Genomic DNA, 21,998 nt, shown 5'->3' with positions numbered 1-21,998 from the left:
ATGCGCCGGATTGTCGGATTCAGCCTCAAGTTCCGCGCCTTGGTGGTGGCCATCGCGGTGGCAATGATGGCGTTCGGCGGCGTCCAGCTCAGCACGGCCTCTGTGGATGTCTTTCCCGAATTTGCCCCTCCGAAGGTGGAGATCCAGACCATTGCCATTGGTCTGACCGCTGCCGAGGTGGAGCAGTTGGTGAGCGTTCCGCTCGAAGACGCCCTCAACGGCGTCGAGGGTCTGGAGGAAATCCGCTCCAAATCCGTGGAACAGCTGTCCTCGATCGTGCTCATTTTCGCTCCGGGGGCGGACCTGCTGAAGGCCCGCCAGTTGGTGTCGGAGCGTATCGCCACCGTCACGCCGTCGTTGCCCACCTGGGCGTCGCCGCCGATGATGCTGCAGCCGCTGTCGTCCACAAGCCGGGTCATGAAGATCGGCCTGACGTCGGATGAACGCTCGCTGATTGAGATGTCCATGATCTCCTACTGGAAGATCCGGCAGCACCTGCTGCGCGTCCCGGGTGTAGCCAACATCGCCATCTGGGGCGAGCGTCTGCAGATGCTGCAGGTACAGGCTGTTCCGGAAAAGCTGAAGGCGCACGATGTCAGCCTGAACCAGGTCATGGACGTCACAGCCAATGCCCTGGACGCAGGCCTTCTGCAGTACACGCCCGGGGCCGTCATCGGCACCGGCGGCCACGTTGAGACGCCAAACCAGCGGCTCAGCATCCAGCACGTGCTGCCGATCGCGACGCCGCAGGACCTCGCGGAGGTCGTCATCGAGGAACGGAACGGGAAGCCGCTCCGCCTGGCTGACGTGGCCAATGTGGTGGAAGACCACCAGCCGCTCATTGGTGACGCCGTGATCAACCAGGGCCCAGGGCTGATGCTCATTGTTGAGAAACTTCCATGGGGCAACACCCTGGAGGTCACCAAGGGTGTGGAGGCAGCCCTCAAGCAGATGGAGCCCGGGCTTAGCGGCATCACCATTGATACCGAGATTTTCCGTCCGGCGACCTTCATTGAGGAATCGCTCGACAACCTCAGCCGTGCGCTGCTGCTGGGCTGCATCCTCGTGGTGCTGGTGCTCGGGGCGTTTCTGTTCCAGTGGCGGACCGCGCTCATCAGCCTGATCGCGATCCCGCTGTCGCTGGTGACGGCGGCGTCCGTCCTCTATCTGACCGGCACCGCGGTGAATACCATGGTCCTGGCCGGGTTGGTGATTGCGGTCGGGGTGGTGGTGGATGATGCGATCATCGACATTGAGAACATCATCCGAAGACTCCGGCAGCACCGGGCGGCGGGCGGAACACGTTCTACTGCCTCGGTTGTGCTGGAGGCCTCCCTTGAGGTGCGCGGACCGATCGTCTATGCCACGCTGATCATCATCGCCGCGGCTGTGCCGATCTTCTTCCTTCAGGGACTTACCGGCGCCTTCTTCAGACCGCTGGCCATTTCCTACACCCTGGCGGTGCTGGCCTCAATGGTCGTGGCGCTGACTGTTACTCCTGCCCTGGCGCTGATCTTCATGCGCAAGGTTCCGTTGAAGGAGCAGGAGCCGCCGCTGGTCCGGGTGCTCAAGCGCGGCTATCACAAGGTGCTGAGCAAGATCATCCGGCGCCCGGCGGCAGGTTACGCCACCTTCGGCGCGATGGCGGCGGTTGGTGCCCTCACCGCACCGCTGCTTGGGCAGTCGCTGCTGCCAGATTTCAAGGAGCGCGACTTCCTGATGCACTGGCTGACCCAGCCGGGCACGTCCGTGCAAGAGGAATATCGGATTAGTCAGAAGGCCTGCGCTGAGCTCATGACCATCCCTGGAGTGCGGAATTGCGGTGCCCATATCGGGCAGGCCTTCAACGCCGATGAAGTGGTCGGTGTGTATTTCGGTGAGAACTGGATCAGCATCGACCCTGCAGTGGACTATGACAAGACCTTGGCTTCAGTCCACGAAGTTGTGGAGGGTTATCCCGGCATCGTGCGTGACGTCCAAACATATCTGAAGGAGAGAATCCGCGAGGTTCTCACGGGCGCCAGCACCGCCGTCGTAGTTCGCCTTTATGGGGACGATCTGGCACTTCTGCGCTCAAAGGCCGCGGAAGTCCAGGCGATCTTTGACGGCACCGAAGGAGCCATTGACGTCCACACCGAGCTGCAAAAGGACATTCCACAGCTCAATATTGAGGTCGATCTGGAAAAGGCCCAGAGCTACGGGCTGAAACCGGGCGACGTCAGGCGGGCCGCGGCAACACTTGTGGCCGGCGAGGAAGTCGGCGACGTCTACCGGGATGGCAAGGCGTATGACGTTCAGGTCTGGAGCCCTGTCAGCATCCGCTCGGACGTCACCAGCATCAGGAACCTTCCCATTGATACCCCCAGTGGAGAGAAAATCCTGTTGTCGGACGTGGCAAGCGTCGAGGTGAAGCCAACGCCCAACGTCATCGAACGTGATGCCCACTCAAGGCGGATCGACATCGAGGCAAACGTGACAGAAGGATCCCTGGCCACGGTCGTTGCGGCCATGGAGGAAGGACTGAAGGGCGTGGAGCTGCCGCCAGGCTTCCGCACCGAAATCCTCGGCGAATTCAAGGAGCGCCAAGAGGCTACCGCCACGCTGCTGACTCTCGCCACCGTGGCACTGGCCGTGATTTACCTGCTCCTGCAGGTGGCCTTCTCAAGCTGGAGGCTGGCCACGCTGGTCATCCTCACGCTGCCAATCGCCCTCGTCGGCGGCGTGTTCGCCGCCTGGCTGGGAGGTGGTGTCCTGTCACTGGGCTCGATTGTGGGCTTCCTGACAGTCATGGGTATCGCAGCAAGGAACGGTATTCTGCTCATCAACCACTGCCAGCACCTGGAGAAATATGAGGGCATGAAGTTCGGGCCCGAAATGGTGCTGCGCGGGGCGGGTGAGCGGCTTTCACCGATCCTGATGACCACCCTTGCCACGGGGCTGGCCCTCGTTCCGCTGGTGGTCCTGGGTGAAATTCCGGGCCACGAGATCGAGCATCCCATGGCAACAGTCATTCTCGGCGGGTTGGTGACGTCCACGCTGCTTAACCTCTTCGTGGTGCCGTCGCTCTACCTGAGGTTCGCCAAGTCCCGGAAGGAACGGGATGAGGCGCCGCCTCGGGAACCGGAGCTCGCCAACGCCTGACTAACTCCATACAGTAAGTAGGCCATCCGCCGCCCACGCCCCGCCAACCGCGGGAACGTGGGCGGCGGTGTGTCGCCCCCGTCTTTCAGGCACTGGCTTCGTTGGCGGCCCCGTCATCGCTGCGGATACTTCGGCACTACAGGTCCGCCACCACTCCGCTTGGTGTCATCCGCAAAGTCGTCACCCAATCCTCCGCCGTCTCGATGGCTCTCTGTACCTGGAGGCTGAAAGCTGCCATGGACGCTGCCTCCCGGGACTTGTCCGGCCACCTTGAGTGCCATGTGACCACGTCGATAGTGATTTTGGAATGGATTGTCTCCAGCGGCTCCAGAAAGGTGAACGTCCTAGTCTCACCATCACCGCTTCGTGCGGGGACAAGCAGAGTTACTACTCCCTCCGCGTCGATGTGCACAACACAGAGGTGCCCGAGGGCCAGCTGCATTGCCGATGCAAAAGACTGCAGTTCCAGTGTCATCGCTGCCTCCTTGCGCACCTGATGCGGCATCGGAAGTGGGACCTCGTGCTCCGGCGGATGGGGATACCGGCGGTACCTTGAAGACGCGTTTCATGGCGCTGCGGTTCACTCACTGTCCCGGTGCAGACTCAGGCCCGAAAGCGGCGGGCTGTCGGCCTCCGAGGACAGGCTTACGTTGGCGGCGATGCAAGGGCGCAAGGAGGCGCGTCCTTGAAGCGACCCAAAAAATCGACTTCCCCTCCCGCATGCGCCGCGTGACTAGGCCATCCGCCGCCCACGCCCCGCCAACCGAGGGAACGTGGGCGGCGGTGGTGTGGGCACTGCGTGCTGATCAGTGGAGGCCCGCCGGCGGCGCAGCTCCAAGGCGAGGCTTTCCTGCCCCCGTGCCATGGCCCAGCGGTGGTTGACCGCAAACGCTGGCTTCAGCAGCCAGCCCAGGCGCCGGAGCAGCGGTTTGCTGGCGCTGACACGCCAGTCATACGTGATGACGGTTTCCGGGCCGTCCTGTTCGAAAACCCAGCGGCCTGTGCCGTTGAGGTCCCCGGTGGCCCGGATGGTGAAGCCGCTGGCGGTGATGGGCGAGGTAACGGTCACGGTCCATCGCAGCGTGTAGGGCAGCCACCCCTTGGTGTGAAGCCTGGCCATGGCGCCGCTGCCGTCTTCCTTGCCCGCGTGGATGGGTTCTACCGACAGGTAGACCGACGGCCACCACTGCGGAAGTGTGGAAGCGTTGCCCAGGATGGCTGCCACCTCCTCCGGGGTCCCGGCAACGCGCCACACAGTGCAGAACTCGTAATCGGTGCTTCTGCCACGTTGCGGATCCACTGTTGCCTCCTCGCGATTACACGTCCGGACTTCATTGAAGCGCGTGGAGCGGGCTCGCTCAATGCCTTCCCGCTGGGGTCTTTGCGCCGGCTCCAAGCGGCTCCAAACCGGTTACCTGCCGTCTGTACGGGTGTAACCCGGCGCCCATAGACTGCTGACGTACGTCGCTCTCTAACGCAAGGAGAAGTCATGGATTACTCAGGGACCGGCAATGAGAAGGCTGTCGTGGCCACCGACCTCAACAGGACCCACGTAGGGCTGACGGTCAGCTTCCAGCCCGACGACGGCACCCTGGTTTTTGGTCGCATCGGCGCCATCGTCCGCAAGGACACCGGAGTGACGCTTGCCCTGGAAGGAGTGGACGGCACGGGAGGGCTGCAGACGAATTACACCGTGAACCCGACCCAAAACGTGTATGTCCAGCCGGACATGCTGACCAACACCGAGTCCACCATCAAGGATCTGTTCGGCAAGGTGCAGGAGAACCTGCGGGGCCACAAGGGGGACCAGAGGCCGGACGCCATGTAGCGGACGGGAAACCGTCACCGCCGGGCAAAGCTCTAGCCCCTGCTTCCCTCAACAAAGGGAAGCAGGGGCTTGGCTGTTGGTACCAGTCCTTACGGGGTGACGCTGATCCGTGCGACTTCCTGCAGAATCGGGTTGGTGATGATCACGGTGGAAGTTCCCGGCTTGATATCAAAGGCGACCTTGCCGCGCGCCTTGTCGCCGGCCGGGATCTCACCGGCACCGATTGCGTCATCCGTGAAGAGCTCAACGTTAGCCGCGCGGCCGTTAGCGTCCTTAGCCTTGAAGTACAGCGGGTTGCTGCTGGTCTCACCCTTTTCCGTCTCCCACAGCACATCCAGGATCAGAAAGCCGCCGTTCTTCGCCGGGCTGGCGAAGGGGCCGGTGGTGATCGCGTCGCCGTAGGTGGCGGAAACGATGGTGATCTTGGCGATGTCTCCGTTGCCCATGTCAGCGGTGAACGCTTGGCCGACCTTCTTTTCGGAGGACGCGGCCGGAGCTTCAGCCGCGGGGGCTGCGGCCGGGGCGGCCGGAGCTTCAGCCGCAGGGGCTGCAGCCGGAGGCGCGGAGATGGGAGCTGAAGCCGGCCGGGTGGAGTTGAAAACGATGCTGAGAAGAATGACCACGCCGGTCACAATGAGGGCGATTTTCTTGTGCTTCTCGTAGCCCTCCAGCCTGAGGCCCCGCTTGTCGCGCTGATTGTTCGTCAGAACGAGGATGAGGTCAATGAGCGCCCAAATACCCACGCCGCCCAAGGTAAACAGCTTGAGCAGGCCGGTACCGACTTTGCCCAGGTAGAAACGGTCCGCGCCGAGAATGCCAAGGAGCAAGGAGAGGAGCCAGGTCACGAGGAAGGACTTATCGCTGACGCCATATCCGCCGAATGAGGGGCCTCCCGGAAACGGCGCCGGGGCCCCGGGGTAGGGTGCCGGTGCGCCGGGGTAAGGCGCCGGGGCACCGGGGTACGTCTGGGTGGCCGCTGGTGCCTGTCCGTAGGGTGCCTGCGGCTGCTGCGGTGCGCCGTAGGGGCCTGGTGAGCTCATTGTGGTCCTTTCAAAGGGCGCCATGATGGTAGGCGTCCGGTGCGTCGTGGGTGCGAGAAATTACCGTCCGCTGGACGGAGCGCGATTGTGATTCATTGTGGGACGGGCGGAATGGATGGCTTGGCGCGCCTTGGTCATGCGTGGTCACTTCCCCCCAGAAGTGCGTCTATGGTGGACCGCCCGCGTTTAAGCATGCCCCAGCCGGGACGGGGTTTTAGGCAGCATCAGCGCAGGACTGGAGCAGGCTTCGCACAGTAAAAACGCACTTCCGTGGAAAGGCGCACGCTCCGCCGAAAGCGCGTTTCGTCTGAGACAGGCACTTGCTGCGCCGCGGAACACATGCCGATTAGCAGCCCGGTCCCAGCCTGGGATCCCTTCCCGGTCAGGAGCCTGCTGAGTACCATGGCGCACAGGGTTCCTTCCCTCGTCCTGGAGAGAAGACGTAGATGTATTGGGTCCACTCAGGTCTCGGCTGGCTCGGCATTATGGGCGCCGTGGCCTGGGCGTCGTTGGTTGCCCTGATGGCAGGGGACTGGGGGCCGCCGGGATCACTCGAATATGACCGGTACGAAGCCAACTCGCAGCTCTGGGTGTTCGCCTTCGCCCTCATGGCCTGCAGTTTCATCGGCCTGTTCCTGAGGTACAGAACATCACCACACGCTCGGAGACTCACTGCTACAGTCCCCATAGTTCTTGGGTTTATGCTCATGATGGCCGGCAACGTGGCCGAGTTCAGGTTCTTCAGCCAGCTGCCCTACGAGTCGGGTAACGCCCGAATGTGGGCATGGTTGATATTCCTGCTCGGGTTCCTGTCAACCCTCGTGGGATCGCTCCTGCTGGGAGTGCGGACGCGGAGACACGGGTTTTTTCCCCGGTGGGCTGCATGGATGTTCCTGCTGGCACTTCCCGGCACTTTTGTGGCTGCTGCCGCGTCGCTGTACCCCGTTCCGCTGTGCATTGCGACTGTTGCCGCAGGCATACTTGCTGCGCAGCCGAGGGGCAAAATGTGGGCAGGCCCATGAATCGGGCAAAGCAAAGGCCCCTGCTTCCCTTGTAAACAAAGGGAAGCAGGGGCCTCGCTACTTGGCGGTGACGGTGGGATTTGAACCCACGTTGGCTTTGACACCAAACAACATTTCGAGTGTTGCACCTTCGGCCGCTCGGACACGTCACCAACCTGACTAGGGTACCGGAGCAAGGCCCCCAACCCCAAAACGGCGGCCGCGAACCTGCCGCCGGCGTATACCCGCGCGTAGATCGAGGGGCCACGCCGGGCCTCCTCTTCCGCCTGAAGACGGCTGGGCACTAGATTCATAAGCAAGATGACTACCTCTCCGCAGCACGCAGAAGCAACCGCATACTGGACCATCGGCCCTGAACAGGGCGAGCTCCGAACCGAGGAGCTCCGGCGCCCCGGACCGGACGAGGCGCTGGTCCGCGCGCTGTATTCGGGGATCAGCAAGGGCACCGAACTCGTGGTGCATCATGCCGCCGTTCCGCCGTGCGTCGCGGAGCAGATGCGGGCCCCGCACCAAGAGGGCTCTTTCCCCTCGCCGGTGAAGTTCGGATACCTCTCCGTCGGAGTCGTGGAGGAGGGGCCGGAAGGCTGGCCCGGCCAGACGGTCTTCTGCCTCCATCCGCACCAGGACCGGTACGTTGTTCCTGTCTCCGCGCTGACCCGCGTTCCCGACGGCGTCCCTCCCCGCCGGGCGGTGCTCACCGGCACGGTGGAGACGGCCGTCAACGCGCTGTGGGAGGCAGGGCCGAGGCTGGGCGACCGCATCGCGGTAATCGGCGCAGGACTGGTGGGCGGCATGGTGGCAACGCTGCTCCGCAGCTTCCCGCTCGCGCGGCTCCAGCTGGTGGACATCGACCCCGGGCGCAAGGACCTCGCCGACGCCCTGGGCGTGGACTTCGCCCACCCGGATGACGCCCTGCCTGACTGCGACATCGTCTTCCACTGCTCCGCTTCGGAGGGCGGCCTGGAGCGCAGCCTGAAGCTCGTGGGCGACGAAGGCGAAATCATCGAGATGTCCTGGTACGCGGACCGGAAGGTTGCCCTGGCACTCGGTGAGGACTTCCACGCCCGCAGGCTGTCCCTCCGTGCAAGCCAGGTGGGTGCCGTGGCCCTGGCGCGCCGCCACCGCCGCACCAACGCCGACCGCCTCGAGACCGCGGTATCCCTGTTGAAAGACCCCGTCTTCGACGCATTCCTCACGGGCACGTCCGCATTCAAGGAACTGCCCGACGTCGTCGAGCGGCTATCAGACGGCGCGCTGGCAGCGCTCTGCCATGTCATCGAATACCCCGCAACCATCGAATACCCCGCAACCATCGAATACCCCACAACAGAAACCACGAGGTAACCAGTGTTCAGCCTGACCGTCCGCCGCCACTTCATGATCGCCCACAGCCTGCCCCGGAAAGCGTTCGGGCCGGCGCAGGCCCTGCACGGGGCAACATTCGTGACAGAGGTGACCTTCCGTCGTCGTGCGCTTAACGACGACGCGATCGTCCTGGACATCGGCGCCGCGGGCGGGATCATCGAAAAGGTGCTCGCCGATCTCAACTACCGGAACCTGGATGAACACCCTGACTTCGCGGGCAAACTGAGCACCACCGAAGCCCTGGCGCAGCATATCGCCGGGGCCGTGGCGGCGCAGTTGCGCGACGACGAGGACGGCCGCGAGCTGTCCGGCCTGGACGTCACGCTGCGGGAAAATCCGGATGCCTGGGCCACCTATACCCTCGATTTCGAATAGCAGCGTCATGCAGCCCCGTCCATCCGCCATCCGCCTGCTCGTTCCCGGCAACATCCGCCACAACTCCGGCGGCAACGTCTATAACGCGTCCCTCGTGCGCGGACTCGCCCAATTGGGCGTCAGCACCACCGTGGAACGAGTGGACGGCGACTGGCCGGTAGGCACGAGTGAAGACCGACGGCGGTTTGCCCGCCTGTTGGGGGAGGGTGCCTCTGCCCCGGACCAGGGATCTGAGAGGGGCGAAACGGTCACGATAGTGGACGGACTCGTCGCCTCCGGAGCCCCGGAGGCCATGGAAGCAGCAGCCGCGGACGGGCAGCAGCCGTGGATCCTGCTGCACATGGTTTTGGCCGACCATCCGGAGCTGGAGATCCGCGCCCTCCGCGCCGCCGCCGGCGTGATCTGTACCAGCGGCTCCGTGGCTGCCGAGATCACCCGCCGCCACGGCACCGGAAACGTGCACGTGGCGCTCCCAGGAACGGAAATGGGGGAGCCGGCCGAAGGATCGCAGCCGCCGCATCTGGTCTCCGTGGCGGCCCTGCTGCCAAACAAGGACCAGCTGATTCTCCTGGGTGCCCTGGCACAGTTGCAGGACCTGCCGTGGACGGCGGCCCTGGTCGGTTCCGATGAGGCAGACCCTGACTATGCGCGCGAGGTCAGGGCGGCGCTGCAGGAGTCCGGCCTGGAGGACCGCGTTCGCCTCCCCGGCGAGCTGAAGGGGCAGGCGCTGGAGAACGAATGGCACGCGGCAGACCTGAGCCTGCTCGTGTCCAAAGTGGAGGCCTTCGGCATGGCGGTCACCGAGTCGTTGGCGCGTGGCCTGCCGGTCGTCGTCCGCGCCGGCACGGGCGCGGTGGAGGCCCTAAGTCTGGGTGCGCCGCACGGGGCCGTGCTGGAAGGAGACGAATCCTCACTGCCAGGGGCCGTTGTCGTCCTTGACTCGGACCCGTCCCCGCTCGCGGCAGCGCTGCGGGGCTGGCTTACCTCGCCGGAGCAGCAGGCCGCGTGGCGCCGTGCTGCGCTCGCGGGCAGGGAGCGGCTTCCGGGCTGGGATGCGACCGCCCGGTCCGTCCTGGACGTCGTCGGCAAAGCGACGCCGCAGGCCGGGCATTCCTAGCCCAGGAATGCTGGTGGACAATGAGCCCATGACTCCCCGCGTCTCGGCCCCTGACAGCGTCGGCGCCGACGGTCTCCACGCTGAACGGCTCACACCCGCACTGCTCCGGGCGTGGGCCTGGCACAGACAGGGGCTGGACGGCACCCTCGCCGGTGCCACGCCAGAAGAGGTTTTCGCCCGCGCCGGCTGGGCACGGTCGCTGGGCGGGGCCAATCCCTACCTCACGCTCTTTGCGCGGGCCGGGATCCGCCGCGAACAAGTCGACCAGGACGTCCTGGACCTGAAAATCCAGGAGCTTCCCACGGCGCGGGGCTGCACCTACGTCCTGGGGCGGTCGGACTTCGCATGGGCCCTGAGCCTGGGCAAGAACTTCGAAGAGGCCTTCAGGGTCTTCGCGCGGCTGGGCGTGGACCGCGGCGAGATCACCCTGCTCGAAGAACAGGTCCTGCACGTGCTCTCTGAAGCCGAAGGTCCCTTGGACCCCAAACAGCTTAAGGACGAACTGGGCGAATCCGTCCGGAGCCTCGGCGACGAGGGCAGGAAAAAGGGTGTGTCCACCACCCTGCCGACGGCACTGGGGCTGCTGCAGGCGGACGGTCGGATCCGCCGGGTTCCCATCAACGGGCGCCTCGACCAGCAGCGCTACGCCTACACACTCTGGGGCTTGCCGCGCACCACCCTGGGCCCCGAGGAGGCCCGCGCCGAGTTGATCCGCCGCTACCTGGGCTGGACCGGCGGCGCCACCCTCAGGCAGTCCCAGTGGTTCACCGGGTTCACCGTCACCCAGAGCAAAGCGGCGCTGGCCGCCGCCGGCGCGGTCGAGATTCCCACCGCCGGGATTCCTACCGCCGGAGGCGGGGCACTGTGGATGCTGCCCGACGACGTCGACCGCCTCAGCGCGTTTAGGGCACCCCGGAAGGAGCAGATCCAGCTGCTGGCAGGAACGGACTCGCTGGTGCTGCAGCGGCGGAACTCTGCTGACCTGTTCGCCGAGGCGGACAAAGGCAGAAAGCTGCTGAATTCCACCCTGGCCCTGCAGGCGGACCTCCCGGACCACCCCATCCTGGACCGCGGACGCATCATCGGGCTCTGGCAGTACGACCCCGGCAAAGCGCGGATCGCGCACTGGGTCTTCAACGGCCCCACCCCTGCCGTTGCACGACGCATCGCCGAAGTGGAAGCCTGGATCCAGGAGGACCTCGGCGATTTCCGGTCCTTCAGCCTGGATTCGCCGGCGTCCCGGCAGGAGCGGATCGACGCGCTGGATGCTGCCGGTGGCCAGGGCTAGGAAGCCCTACAAGCGCGGGGACCCCCGGTGCGCGGCGAAGAATTCCCGCAGCACGGCACCGCACTCCTCCTCCTGGACGCCCGCGTAAACCTCCACCCAGTGGTTCAGGCGGCGCTCGCGGAGGATGTCGAAGACGGACCCGGCCGCTCCGGCCTTCTCATCCCAGGCGCCGAACACCACCCGGTGGATTCTCGCCAGCACGATCGCCCCGGCGCACATGGCGCATGGTTCCAGTGTCACCACGAGGGTGCAGTCCTCGAGCCGCCAGCCGTCGCCACGGCCGCCCTGGCGTACGGACCGTTCGCGGAGCCGGGCGGCCGCCTCCCTGATGGCAACGACTTCGGCGTGGGCAGTGGGGTCGCCCAGCGCCTCCCGTTCGTTCCGTCCGGATCCCAGCACAGTGCCGTCGGGACCGATGACGACGGCGCCGATGGGCACGTCCTCGGTGGCCAGCGCCCGCCGGGCTTCTTCGAGGGCAAGGCCCATCCATTCGAGGTGTTGCGGATCTGCCGGTGCCATGGCTCAATGATAGTTTCGAAGGGTACTTAGCTTCGGACAGCGCGTGACCGGGAGAGATGATGAAATCCCTGAATGATCGGTTTGGCCGGTGGCTCGGCCCGTACGCGGCGCTGTGGATCACACTCATAGTGGGCGGCTTCCTGGTCATCTCCCTGGCGCTGCTTGGGGCCGAGGTCTACCAGAGTGTTGTGGCCAAGGACGGCGTTGCCGGCCTGGACCAGCCGGCCCTTGAGATGGCCAAGCAGTACCGAAATCCTGGGCTGGATGCTGCCGTGACGGCGTTCACCAACATCGGCGGCGGCATCGGCATGCCGATTCTGGCGAGCATCCTCGTTGCCTGGCTGACCTATGTCAGCCGCAGCTGGCGGCCGCTCATCCTTGTGGGCGGGGCGGCGGCAGTATCAATCACCGCCACCACTGTGAGCAAGACGCTCATGGGCCGGGTCCGCCCGGAGCATATCGATGCCGTTCCGCCGTTCGAATTTTCGCCCTCGTTCCCCAGCGGACACACCCTGAATACCACGGTGGTGATCGGAGTCGTGGTGTACCTGATGTGCCTGCAGACGTACAGGAACCTGGTCCGGGTGGCCGTCATTACGGTGGGCCTGTTGTTCATCATCGCCATGGGCCTGAGCCGGGTCTTCCTGGGGCACCATTGGATGACCGACGTGATGGCGGCGTGGCTGCTCGGCTTCGCGTGGGTCGGCATGGTGATCCTGGCGCACCGGCTGTTCCACGTCATCCGGCGCCGTGAGCATGCAGGTCCCGCCCCGACCTTCGAGCACCCGGCCCGTATGCCGGATAAGGAGTCCTCCGACATAGGGGGATCCGAAGCGGAGAAAGGCTCCGGCGGCACTGCCGCAGGCGGCGGAAGCCGCGGCGGAAGGCCGCCCTCCGGGTGATAGTTTTGACCCATGCGAACTCTCGTCGTGGACCACCCGCTGGTCGCCCACAAACTCACCGTCCTGCGGGATAAGAACACGCCGTCCCCTGTTTTCCGCCAGCTGACCGAGGAGCTCGTCACCCTCCTCGCCTATGAGGCAACCCGAGACGTCCGCACCGAGCCTGTCACCATCGAGACGCCGATTGCGACCACCGTCGGCACCGCATTCACCAAGCCCACACCGCTGGTTGTACCGATTCTTCGGGCAGGCCTGGGCATGCTCGAAGGGATGACCAAACTGGTCCCCACGGCTGAGGTCGGTTTCCTCGGCATGGCCCGTGACGAGGAAACCCTCGATATCATCACCTACGCCGAGCGGCTGCCGGAAAACCTCACGGACCGGCAGATCTTCGTCCTGGACCCGATGCTCGCCACCGGGGGCACCCTGCGCGAGGCCATCAAGTTCCTCTTCAAGCGCGGAGCTTCAGACGTGACGTGCATCTGCCTGCTGGCCGCCCCGGAAGGCCTGGCCAAACTCGAGGAAGAACTCTCCGACGCCAACGTCACCATCGTCCTGGCTTCGATTGACGAGAAACTGAACGAGAAGTCCTACATCGTCCCCGGCCTGGGCGACGCCGGTGACCGCCTCTACGGCATCGCCCACTGACCTCGGCTACCTTGCCCGGACCCTTCCGGATGGTTCTGCCTCCGGGATAGCCTGTGCACCATGGACTGGAAACTTGAACTCATCTTTGTCCCGGTGTCCGACGTGGACCGCGCCAAGGACTTCTACGTCAACAAGGTAGGCTTCAACGCCGACTACGACGAGAGGCCCATGGACGGTCTCCGTTTCGTCCAGCTGACCCCTCCGGGCTCCGGCTGCTCGATTGCCATCGGCGAGGGCCTCAACGATGCTCCTCCCGGTACAGCACCCGGCCTCCAGCTTGTGGTCAGTGACATCCACAAAGCCCACGACCAGTTGAAGGCCAACGGCGTGGACGTCAGTGACGTCGACGTCCAGGACTGGGGCCACTTTGTCTACTTTGCCGATCCCGACGGCAACAAGTGGGCGGTGCAGTACATGGCCCACCGGCCGAACGGCTAAACGACCGCCCTGCCCTCCATGAGGCAGGATGGATCCATGAACCTTCCTGCCGAATCCGTCTCCACCGCCCTGGTTGCCCGTGCCGTCCTCTTTGACATGGACGGCACACTGGTTGATTCCACGGCGGTGGTGGAACAGGTGTGGGGTGAGTTCGCCGCCCGCTATGGTCTGGACATTGCAGAGATCCTGCGGACTTCCCACGGCGTGCAGGCACGGGACACCGTGCGGCGGTTTGCCCCCGCCGGCGCGGATGTTGCTGCACTCACCGCTGAGCTCGGTGCCATGGAACGCGTCCGGACCGAAGGCATTGTCGCCTTGCCCGGGGCTGCCGCACTCCTGCGCGCCTTGCCTGCCGACGCAGTGGCATTGGTGACGTCAGCCGACCGGGTGCTGGCGGACGTCCGCATGGGCGCAGCGGGCCTGCCCATGCCTGGCACGGCCGTCACGGCGGACCTTGTCACCTACGGCAAACCGCATCCCGAGGGGTACCTGCTCGCCGCCGAGCTGCTGGGCGTGGAGCCTGCGGATGCCGTGGTCTTCGAGGACGCGCCGGCCGGGATCGCTGCAGGCCTGGCGGCGGGAATCCGGACGGTGGCGGTGGGGCCGAATACCGGGGTTGTGCCCGACGGCGTGCCGCACATCCCGGACTACTCCGCTGTCACAGCCTCGGTGGAAGCCGACGAGGACGGGCGCCAGGTCATTTCCTTCCTGCTCTGACGCATATCTGCACCACTTTCCCGCCCGCAGCACGGTGCACAGACGCCGAAGGGCCCCGGATCGCGTGGATCCCGGGGCCCCTCGGACATTCAAAGCGGTGCAGAAATGCGTGCCACGCTCAAGACTGGTGACGGCTTAGTACCAGTTGTTGGCGTAGTGGAAGTTCAGTGCCTGGCAGGGCGAACCGTAGCGCTCCTTGATGTAGCCCAGGCCCCAGTTGATCTGGGTGCGGTAGTTGGTGCGGTAGTCGGCCCCGGAGCTAGCCATCTTCTCGGCGGGCAGGGACTGCACAATGCCGTAGGCCCCGCTGCTGGGGTTGGTGGCGGTGGTGCGCCACTCGGACTCCTTGGTCCAGAGCTTCTTCAGGCACTGCATCTGGTCTGCCGCCCAGCCGTACGAGGACAGCTTGCCGGCGGCATAGGCCTGGGCGCCGGCGGGGTCGTTCACTGCCACAGGGGCCGCAGGCTTGGGTGCCGGGGCCGCCTTGGCCGGGGCGGCCTTTACGGCCGGTGCGACGGCCTTGGGCTTGGCGGCAGCGGCCTTGGCGGGCGCCGGTTTGGCGGCGGCCTTGGGTGCGGCCTTCACAGCGGGTGCGGCCTTGGGCGCCACCGGCTTGGCAACGGACTGGGGTGCCACCGGGGCAGCTGTGGGGCTGGGCAGTGCGGAGATCAGCGTCTTGTCGAAGTTGAGCGTCGGCGGGGCTTCAGTTGTTGCCGATGCCGCCTCGGGCGCTGCCGCGGGGCTGGCCTGCTCGGCCGCCTGGCCGGCAGCGCCGACGCCGATCAGGACGGCGCAGGCTGTGGTCACAACGGCTGCGCGGCGGCCGAACGTCGGGATGTTCGCGGTGAGACGGCCCCAGGCTGATACGGGGCGGGCGGGCTCGGCGCGGTGGCGTGAAATCTTCTGCCGGGACTGTTTTGGATCGCGTTCAGGGCGCGTTGGTACCTTGAATTCAGACATGGTGGATTGCCTCTCAACACCTGCGGAGTTAGCTGTCGGGTTCGGATGAGGTCATCCGGCCGCACGGAAACACACGTGTCGGCTTCACCCCAAGGGCTGATGCGGATTGCCCGGGACTCTGGTTCCCCCGCCTCTGCCTGGTCAAGCGGAATCCGGGAAGCGGCAGAGCTGGGCGTCCATCCGGATATGCGGCCCAGATGATGGCCGCACCTTATCGACCGTACAGGAGGCTCACGCTTAAGTCACATTTAGGTAACGGACATCACGACGTCGGCGCGTCACCTTGCGCGGAAGGCCGCGCGGGCAGGCTGACGGTGAACTCGGTCCGGCCGGGACGCGACGCAACCCCCACGGCGCCGCCGTGGGCTTCGATGATGGACTGGACAATTGACAGGCCCAGGCCGCTGGTTCCCTCGGCCGCGGGGACAACACCGTCGGGGACAACACCGTCGGGGACAGCGCCGGCGGGCACCCGGACCGCGCGGGACGCGTCTGCGCGGGCGAAGCGGGCGAAAACCCGGTCCACGAATTCCGGCGGGATGCCTTCGCCGTCGTCAATCACGGCGATTACTGCAGCGCCGTCCGCGGCTGTCGCGACACGGGTGACCACTGTGGTGCCCGGATCAGTGTGCTTACGGGCATTCGACAGCAGGTTGACCAGCACCTGGTGCAGCTGGGAGGCATCGCCGCGCACCACCACCGGCTCATCGGGCAAATCGAGATGCCAGCTGCGGTCCGGAGCCATGACCTTTTCATCGCTCACCGTTTCGATCACCAGCTGGGTCAGGTCCACGTCCCCGAGCTTGAGCGGCTGGCCTTCGTCGAGCCGGGCGAGCAGCAGCAGGTCCTCCACTAGCGTGCTCATCCGCTCAGACTGGCTTTGTACCCGGGCGAGGGACCGCTGCCCGTCCGGGGTGAAGGTCTCGGTCATGCGCATCAGGTCCGTGTAGCCGCGGATGGCGGTGAGCGGCGTGCGGAGCTCGTGTGAAGCGTCTGCCACGAACTGGCGGACCTTCATTTCGCTCTCCTGCCGTGCCTCAAGCGCGTTGGACACGTTGTCCAGCATGAGGTTGAGCGCGTGCCCCACGCTGCCCACTTCCGTTCCGGGATGGGCGTTCGACGGCGGAACGCGGACTGCCAGCGCAACCTCGCCGGCGTCGAGGGGCAGGCGTGAAACCTGCGTGGCAACCTCGGAAAGCTGTTCGAGGGGTCTCATGGTGCGGCGGATGATCACTGTTCCGGCAAGCCCGATAAGCACAAGGCCGCCGAACGACACGATGCTGATGGTCCAGATGAGGGATGTCAGGGTTTTCTGCTTGTCGGCCAGGGGGAGGCCTGTGACCATGACATCCCCGTAGGGGCTCTGCTCGGCGACCAGGCGGTACCCCCCGGTGGACAGCGTCCGGTCGGCAGGGACCCCGCCGGGGGCGAGGCCCAGGAGAACCTCGTTGTCAGCTGCTGAGACCGAGGCGCGCGTGCCCTCCTTGGTGAGGAACCCCGCGCTCCAAACCTGTCCGTTTTCAATTCGGCCAACGAGCGTGCCCGGTCCCAAGCCCTTGGCATCCAACGGATCGGGCCTCTTCCCCTGCGCCCCGAGGGGCGGCCGCCCGAATACGCTGGCACGCTCTGATGCGCCGGTGAGCCGCTCGTCCAGCTGGCGTGTGAGGAAGGCGTCCATGGAGGCATAGCTGAACAGCCCGACCGCGGAGCAGATGGCCACCAGCAGGGCCATGGCTACGAGTACCAGGCGGGTGCGGAGATGCCAGGTTCCGGGGTTCAGCCAGCGGCGCTGTTGGCTCCGGGGGGCGCCGGTCGGCTTTGCCACGGCCTAGTCTGCCGGTTTGATGACGTAGCCCGCGCCGCGGACCGTGTGGATCATGGGCGGGTGGACGGCGTCCACCTTTTTGCGGAGGTACGAAATGTAGAGCTCCACGATGTTGGCCTGGCCGCCGAAGTCGTAATTCCACACGCGGTCCAGGATCTGCGCTTTGCTCACCACGCGCTTCGGGTTTTCCATGAGATAGCGCAGCAGCTCAAACTGCGTGGCAGTGAGCTGGAGTTCGTCCCCGGCCCGGGTGACCTCGCGGGTATCCAGATTCAGGACCAGGTCTCCCACGACGAGTTCGGAAGTGTCCATGGCAGCTGCGCCGGAGCGCTGCACCAGGCGGTGGAGGCGCAGCAGGACTTCCTCCATGCTGAAAGGCTTGGTCACGTAGTCGTCCCCTCCGGCGGCGAGGCCGACGATCCGGTCCTGCACCGCGTCCTTGGCGGTGAGGAAAAGCGCCGGCACTTCCGGCGCGAACGAGCGGATCCTGCCGAGGAGCTCAACGCCGTCGAACCCGGGGAGCATGACATCGAGCACCAGGACGTCGGGGCGGAATTCCTTCGCGAGCCTGACCGCCTCCGGGCCGTCCGCGGCCACGGCGACGGACCAGCCCGCCATCCGCAGGCCCGTGCTCATGAGTTCGGAGAGGCTGGGCTCGTCATCAACCACGAGGGCACGGATGGGGGAGCCGTCCGGGTGGGTGAGCTGGGGAAGGTTGTTCGTCATGGAGTGCGAGGGAGCCATGGGACAACTCTCCGATCTGCTGTTTAGCCGGTGCTTTGGGATTCCTGTGCGCGGGCTGTGAATCCCAGCCTAGCGAGCGGCATTGGCCCGTATAGGCGAGCGGCGCGGTGCCGCCGGCCCGCTTGACCCGCCCGGGGAAAGAATGCCCTGCCCAAAATTTTCCGTTTGGGCCGCGTCATAGCTGGACAATTGGCAATTTGTTGTCGCGTAATTCCGGCATGATTGAGTTGGCTGAATAATCGTCGATGAACAGGGAGTTTCGTGCAGATAATTCGGAAAAATGGCCTTTCTGAACGTTCGTTCTGGAAGAACGTCGGTGAAATCTGAAGTCTTCCAAGTTGTGATTTGGCCCACAATTGTGCGTTTCGTCTCACCATGCGGACCGAACGACCCATTGTTACTTGCAAGTTCTCATTGTTACGTTGCACACTTCCAATGTGAACAAGAACTCAACAGCACCTGCAGCCGCAGATTATTGGCCCAGCACACCCGCTGCTGTCGACATGCGCTGTTGTCGAATGCACGCCTAACTTTCCACCCCACAAAGTTTTTAGGCATTCGCCCCCAGAGCCCAGCGTCGGGCGCCCTCCCCAGAACTCATTGCGGGGAACCAAGCATTCGAGCCGCGATGACGGCCATTCACATTGAGGTAAGCATTCATGTCAGTTGCATCTGGATACGTCCACATCTCCGTCCGTAACGCCAACAAGCCTGGCCAGGCGTCAGGCCACCGCCAAGGTTTTGGCGCCCGCCCGGCATTCCCCGCCGGCCAAGGCTCCGCCGTTCCCGCGCCGGGCTACGCCCCCCAGGGGTACAACCCCAACTCCTACGGCCAGCTCCGCGCTGTCCAGGCTGAAGAAGCCGCGCCGATGACCGCCCCCACGCCTGTTGTGGCTCCGGCGCCCGGCGCCACCGTCCGGCCGGTGCAGAACGACAACGTGGCGCGCGGATTTGTCCTGTACATGGGGATCGACGAGGAAACCGCCGCAGCTGCCGGCACCTCCATTGCCAAGCTTGCCCAGGAAATCCGGGCCTACGCCCAGTCGCTGGTTTCCGGCGCTGAGAGCTACGCTGCCGTCGCCGTGGCACCGGCCAGCGCGCCCGGTTCCGCGCTCGACGTCGTCCGTTCCACCTTTGGTGACCCGACGGTGAACTCCCGGCAGCGCACCGAAACCACCCGGCTCCAGCCGGCCCAGGATCCCCGCCCGTCCGGTGTCCTGATCGACCTCGCTCGGCGCGAAGTGCACCTTGACGGCGAATCCCTGAACCTGACGTTCAAGGAGTTCGAGCTCCTCAACTACCTCGTCGAGAACGGCACGCGCACCGTGGGCCGCGACGAGCTTCTTGAAGGCCTGTGGCGCAACGCTGAGGAGGTGCCCAACGAGCGCACCATCGACGTCCACATCCGCCGCCTCCGCTCGAAGCTGGGCCGCCTCGCCAACACCGTGCGCACCGTCCGCGGCCAGGGCTACCGCTTCTACGAGCACCCCGAGGTTATCGTTTGGGCAGCTCCGGAATACTCGATCTAGTTTCCCCTTAGCGGATTCGCTCGTAAAGCGCCCGTTCCTCAATTGAGGGGCGGGCGCTTTTGCATGTGCCGCCGGGGGCACCTGTTTGGACCCTGTTGACTTTTCCTGGTCCGGCGTAGGCTCGGATCGTCCGTCCGGCCACCAGGAGGAAGACCATGTCTGTCGCACGCATCACCACCTTGAGCGCGAACTCCAAAACCTCTTTTGACGACGCCATCAAGGAAGGCATCGCCCGCGCCAACAAGACACTGCGCGGTGTCTCCGGCGCCTGGGTCAAGGAGCAGAAAGTCGAAATCACCGACGGCCAGGTAGTCGCCTGGCATGTGGTGCTGGAAGTGACGTTCGTCCTGGACGACTGAGCGGACACTGCCCGGCCTGCCGCCGGCCCGGGTAGTAGGGTGAGTCCATGAGCGGGCACCACAAGAAGCGGCTGGTCATCATGCGCCACGCCAAAGCCGACTGGCCCGGCGGCGTGGCGGACCATGACCGGCCGTTGGAAGAGCGCGGCCATCGCGAGGCTCCGTTGGCGGGCAAGTGGCTGGTCAAGCACAACATCGTCCCGGACTTCATCCTGTGCTCAAGCGCCCTGCGGACGAGGCAAACCTGCACCTGGGTATGCAGCGAGCTCGGCGACAAGGCTCCGACGCCGAAACTGGAGGACGGGCTCTACGGCGCGTCCGCGCTCGGCATGCTGTCGGTGATAAACCACGTCCCGGACACTGTCACCACGCTGATGGTGATCTCCCATATGCCCGGGGTCCAGGACCTTGCCATGCATCTGGCCTCCCGCGATTCAAACCATGACGCGTACATGGACGCCGCCACCCGCTTTCCCACCAGCGGACTGACGGTCCTCGAAACCGAAAAGTCGTGGGCCGAGCTGGACGGGCAGGACGCCCGAATCACACACTTTAAGGTTCCGCGCAAGCATTAGCGGCCTGGCCGTGCCCGCCAAGTGCCAGCTCTGATCCTCTAAATTCCAGCCGCTAAATTCCAGCCCCTGGGCGTCGAACGCCGGCGGGGACGCGGGTACGCTTAACCCCAGCGTCGTCTAGTGGGGAAGGGCCCGCCATGCTTGAATCTGGTTTGATGCAGTGGCGGGCGCATGCCCGGCGGTGCGCGGCCGCCGTCGTAGTTCTTGCTCTGTTCCTGACCGGTGCGCCGGCTGCCCAGGCAGCGCCGTCCGGAGAGCAGTTGTCGACGAGCGTTGTGACCACCCCCAGCCACCCCTGGGTCCTGGTGAACAAGTCCCGGCCGCTGAACCCGTTGCAGTTCGTTCCGCCGGACCTCGTGTCATGGAACGGCACCGGTCACGTGCTGCGGCGCGGCGTCTCCACCGCCGCAAACCAGCTGTTCACCGGAGCGCGCGCTGCAGGCCACTCGCTTGAGGTCGTCAGCGGCTACAGGTCCTATGCCACCCAGCGTGACCTGTACAACTACTACGTCCAGACCTATGGCCAGGCGTACGCGGACCAGATCTCTGCCCGGCCCGGTCACAGCGAGCACCAGACCGGCCTCGCCATGGACGTGGGAAACGTCGGCGGCGGCTGCGGGCTGACCGCTTGCTTCGGAGATACCCCGGGCGGACGCTGGGTGGCGGCCAACGCGTACCGCTACGGGTTCATTGTGCGGTACCCACAGGGATACACCCACATCACCGGGTACACATACGAGCCGTGGCACCTTCGCTACGTGGGGGTTGCGCTGGCCATCGACATGAAGAGCCGGGCCATTCCGACGATGGAGCAGTACTTCTCGCTCAGGCCCACCATCAGGAGCGCTGCCGATGTGCTCGCCGCCGACTCCAGCGGGGCCCTCTGGAACTATCCGGCCAATGGCCGCGGCGGTTTCGGCACACGCATCAAGATCGGCAGCTCCGGATGGACGGGCCTGAAATCCGGCTTCGTCGCGGACTGGAACTCCGACGGCATCAACGACATCGTGGCGCAATGGAACACCGGCAGGCTCACGGTGTACCGCGGCAAGGGATCCGGCGGGTTCCTCAGCCCCATCATCGTGGGAACCCGCGGCTGGCAGCCCATGAACATCACGGTGGGCAAGTGGCATAACGGCCACCGCTACCCGGGAGTTGTGGGGACAGGAGCCGACGGCACCATGCTCTACTACCCGAACCCCGGCGGCGGCGCACTGGGCGCCCCCCAGCGCATCGGGTTCGGCTTTCAGGGACTGAAGCTGACCATGGCGGACTTCGACAATGACCGCAGGCAGGACCTGCTGGTCACGAGGCCAACGGGTGAGCTCCTGCTGTACAGGTCGGACGGCGCGGCCAGGTTCGTCCAGGAGCCGCGGAGGAAGCTGGGGAGCGGCTGGAACGCCATCGCCCAGTCCCATGCCTCATTCGGGTTCCTGGGATCGGGAACGCGGGGGCTTAGTGCGAAGGCCACCGACGGGCGGCTGTTCTACTACAGTCTCGGGACCAACCAGTTCACCGGCGGCCGGCAGGTGGGCAGCGGATGGGGCCCGTACAGCATATTCCGGTGACCGTATTCTCCTGACCGCGGGATTCCCTGCCTGCTGAC

The 21,998-nt window shown here is 65.2% G+C and carries 22 protein-coding genes, 1 tRNA gene and 1 riboswitch; of the genes, 15 read left to right on the top strand and 8 right to left on the bottom strand.

Going from position 1 to position 21,998, the window contains the following annotated elements:
• Positions 1 to 3,141, top strand: coding sequence for an efflux RND transporter permease subunit (locus AC5RUM_RS00870; RefSeq protein WP_494033167.1), 3,141 nt, complete (start codon positions 1 to 3; stop codon positions 3,139 to 3,141).
• A gap of 136 nt (positions 3,142 to 3,277) precedes the next feature.
• Here the strand turns inward: AC5RUM_RS00870 and AC5RUM_RS00865 are convergent, their stop codons facing one another.
• Entirely contained in the window at positions 3,278 to 3,616 is a 339-nt protein-coding gene (locus AC5RUM_RS00865) for a hypothetical protein (RefSeq protein ID WP_494033166.1), read from the bottom strand.
• Positions 3,617 to 3,874: 258 nt separating this feature from the next.
• The gene (locus AC5RUM_RS00860) at positions 3,875 to 4,441 is read right to left on the bottom strand and encodes an SRPBCC family protein (RefSeq protein WP_494033165.1); all 567 of its coding nucleotides are present in this window, start codon (positions 4,439 to 4,441) and stop codon (positions 3,875 to 3,877) included.
• 189 nt (positions 4,442 to 4,630) lie between these two features.
• Here AC5RUM_RS00860 and AC5RUM_RS00855 point away from each other — a divergent pair, with 189 nt between their 5' ends.
• On the top strand, positions 4,631 to 4,969 hold the full coding sequence (locus AC5RUM_RS00855; protein ID WP_494033164.1) for a hypothetical protein: 339 nt from the start codon (positions 4,631 to 4,633) through the stop codon (positions 4,967 to 4,969).
• An 89-nt stretch (positions 4,970 to 5,058) separates the two neighbouring features.
• Here the strand turns inward: AC5RUM_RS00855 and AC5RUM_RS00850 are convergent, their stop codons facing one another.
• Positions 5,059 to 6,009, bottom strand: coding sequence for a TM2 domain-containing protein (locus AC5RUM_RS00850; RefSeq protein WP_494033163.1), 951 nt, complete (start codon positions 6,007 to 6,009; stop codon positions 5,059 to 5,061).
• A 446-nt stretch (positions 6,010 to 6,455) separates the two neighbouring features.
• Between AC5RUM_RS00850 and AC5RUM_RS00845 the strand changes: the two genes are divergently transcribed.
• Positions 6,456 to 7,031, top strand: coding sequence for a hypothetical protein (locus AC5RUM_RS00845; RefSeq protein ID WP_494033162.1), 576 nt, complete (start codon positions 6,456 to 6,458; stop codon positions 7,029 to 7,031).
• 62 nt (positions 7,032 to 7,093) lie between these two features.
• On the opposite strand, the gene AC5RUM_RS00840 is transcribed toward AC5RUM_RS00845, so the two are convergent.
• Positions 7,094 to 7,183 (bottom strand) — tRNA-Ser (locus AC5RUM_RS00840).
• 148 nt (positions 7,184 to 7,331) lie between these two features.
• Here AC5RUM_RS00840 and AC5RUM_RS00835 point away from each other — a divergent pair.
• The 4 genes from AC5RUM_RS00835 to AC5RUM_RS00820 are packed head-to-tail and all read left to right on the top strand — an operon-like array spanning position 7,332 to position 11,176.
• Positions 7,332 to 8,375, top strand: a complete 1,044-nt coding sequence (locus AC5RUM_RS00835) for a zinc-dependent alcohol dehydrogenase (RefSeq protein ID WP_494033161.1) — start codon at positions 7,332 to 7,334, stop codon at positions 8,373 to 8,375.
• A 3-nt stretch (positions 8,376 to 8,378) separates the two neighbouring features.
• Positions 8,379 to 8,771, top strand: a complete 393-nt coding sequence (locus AC5RUM_RS00830; protein ID WP_494033160.1) for a 6-pyruvoyl trahydropterin synthase family protein — start codon at positions 8,379 to 8,381, stop codon at positions 8,769 to 8,771.
• A gap of 7 nt (positions 8,772 to 8,778) precedes the next feature.
• Positions 8,779 to 9,888 (top strand): glycosyltransferase family 4 protein, encoded by a 1,110-nt coding sequence (locus AC5RUM_RS00825; protein ID WP_494033159.1) that lies wholly within the window; start codon positions 8,779 to 8,781, stop codon positions 9,886 to 9,888.
• A gap of 13 nt (positions 9,889 to 9,901) precedes the next feature.
• Entirely contained in the window at positions 9,902 to 11,176 is a 1,275-nt protein-coding gene (locus AC5RUM_RS00820; RefSeq protein WP_494033158.1) for a DNA glycosylase AlkZ-like family protein, read from the top strand.
• A gap of 6 nt (positions 11,177 to 11,182) precedes the next feature.
• Here the strand turns inward: AC5RUM_RS00820 and AC5RUM_RS00815 are convergent, their stop codons facing one another.
• Entirely contained in the window at positions 11,183 to 11,695 is a 513-nt protein-coding gene (locus AC5RUM_RS00815) for a nucleoside deaminase (RefSeq protein WP_494033157.1), read from the bottom strand.
• Positions 11,696 to 11,754: 59 nt separating this feature from the next.
• On the opposite strand from AC5RUM_RS00815, the gene AC5RUM_RS00810 reads away from it, so the two are divergent.
• Genes AC5RUM_RS00810 through AC5RUM_RS00795 form a run of 4 tightly spaced genes read left to right on the top strand, consistent with a single transcriptional unit; the run spans position 11,755 to position 14,400 of the window.
• Positions 11,755 to 12,597 carry a phosphatase PAP2 family protein gene (locus tag AC5RUM_RS00810; protein WP_494033856.1) on the top strand — a complete coding sequence of 281 codons (843 nt, stop codon included), beginning with the start codon at positions 11,755 to 11,757 and terminating at the stop codon, positions 12,595 to 12,597.
• A 12-nt stretch (positions 12,598 to 12,609) separates the two neighbouring features.
• Positions 12,610 to 13,245, top strand: a complete 636-nt coding sequence (upp, locus tag AC5RUM_RS00805; protein WP_494033156.1) for a uracil phosphoribosyltransferase — start codon at positions 12,610 to 12,612, stop codon at positions 13,243 to 13,245.
• 60 nt (positions 13,246 to 13,305) lie between these two features.
• The gene (locus tag AC5RUM_RS00800; protein ID WP_494033155.1) at positions 13,306 to 13,683 is read left to right on the top strand and encodes a VOC family protein; all 378 of its coding nucleotides are present in this window, start codon (positions 13,306 to 13,308) and stop codon (positions 13,681 to 13,683) included.
• Positions 13,684 to 13,719: 36 nt separating this feature from the next.
• Entirely contained in the window at positions 13,720 to 14,400 is a 681-nt protein-coding gene (locus tag AC5RUM_RS00795) for an HAD-IA family hydrolase (protein WP_494033154.1), read from the top strand.
• Positions 14,401 to 14,535: 135 nt separating this feature from the next.
• On the opposite strand, the gene AC5RUM_RS00790 is transcribed toward AC5RUM_RS00795, so the two are convergent.
• The 3 genes from AC5RUM_RS00790 to AC5RUM_RS00780 all read right to left on the bottom strand — a co-directional run bounded on the left by AC5RUM_RS00790 (position 14,536) and on the right by AC5RUM_RS00780 (position 17,929).
• Positions 14,536 to 15,360, bottom strand: a complete 825-nt coding sequence (locus AC5RUM_RS00790; protein ID WP_494033153.1) for an aggregation-promoting factor C-terminal-like domain-containing protein — start codon at positions 15,358 to 15,360, stop codon at positions 14,536 to 14,538.
• A 5-nt stretch (positions 15,361 to 15,365) separates the two neighbouring features.
• Positions 15,366 to 15,528, bottom strand: a riboswitch (cyclic di-AMP (ydaO/yuaA leader).
• 94 nt (positions 15,529 to 15,622) lie between these two features.
• On the bottom strand, positions 15,623 to 17,185 hold the full coding sequence (locus tag AC5RUM_RS00785; RefSeq protein ID WP_494033152.1) for a HAMP domain-containing sensor histidine kinase: 1,563 nt from the start codon (positions 17,183 to 17,185) through the stop codon (positions 15,623 to 15,625).
• A gap of 3 nt (positions 17,186 to 17,188) precedes the next feature.
• Entirely contained in the window at positions 17,189 to 17,929 is a 741-nt protein-coding gene (locus tag AC5RUM_RS00780; RefSeq protein ID WP_494033151.1) for a response regulator transcription factor, read from the bottom strand.
• 659 nt (positions 17,930 to 18,588) lie between these two features.
• Between AC5RUM_RS00780 and AC5RUM_RS00775 the strand changes: the two genes are divergently transcribed.
• The 4 genes from AC5RUM_RS00775 to AC5RUM_RS00760 all read left to right on the top strand — a co-directional run bounded on the left by AC5RUM_RS00775 (position 18,589) and on the right by AC5RUM_RS00760 (position 21,960).
• Positions 18,589 to 19,458: a winged helix-turn-helix domain-containing protein gene (locus tag AC5RUM_RS00775; protein WP_494033150.1), complete on the top strand. Its 870-nt coding sequence runs from the start codon at positions 18,589 to 18,591 to the stop codon at positions 19,456 to 19,458.
• Between the two features lie 155 nt (positions 19,459 to 19,613).
• A complete protein-coding gene (locus AC5RUM_RS00770) occupies positions 19,614 to 19,817 on the top strand; it encodes a dodecin family protein (RefSeq protein ID WP_400579948.1) in 204 nt (67 codons plus the stop codon).
• 47 nt (positions 19,818 to 19,864) lie between these two features.
• Entirely contained in the window at positions 19,865 to 20,392 is a 528-nt protein-coding gene (locus AC5RUM_RS00765) for a SixA phosphatase family protein (protein WP_400579950.1), read from the top strand.
• Positions 20,393 to 20,529: 137 nt separating this feature from the next.
• On the top strand, positions 20,530 to 21,960 hold the full coding sequence (locus AC5RUM_RS00760) for a D-alanyl-D-alanine carboxypeptidase family protein (protein ID WP_494033149.1): 1,431 nt from the start codon (positions 20,530 to 20,532) through the stop codon (positions 21,958 to 21,960).
• The last annotated feature ends 38 nt before the right edge of the window (positions 21,961 to 21,998 follow it).

Source organism: Arthrobacter sp. B2060, from assembly GCF_059090445.1.
Note: the sequence above shows the minus strand (reverse complement) of the source record. Positions and strands in the feature narration are given on the sequence as shown.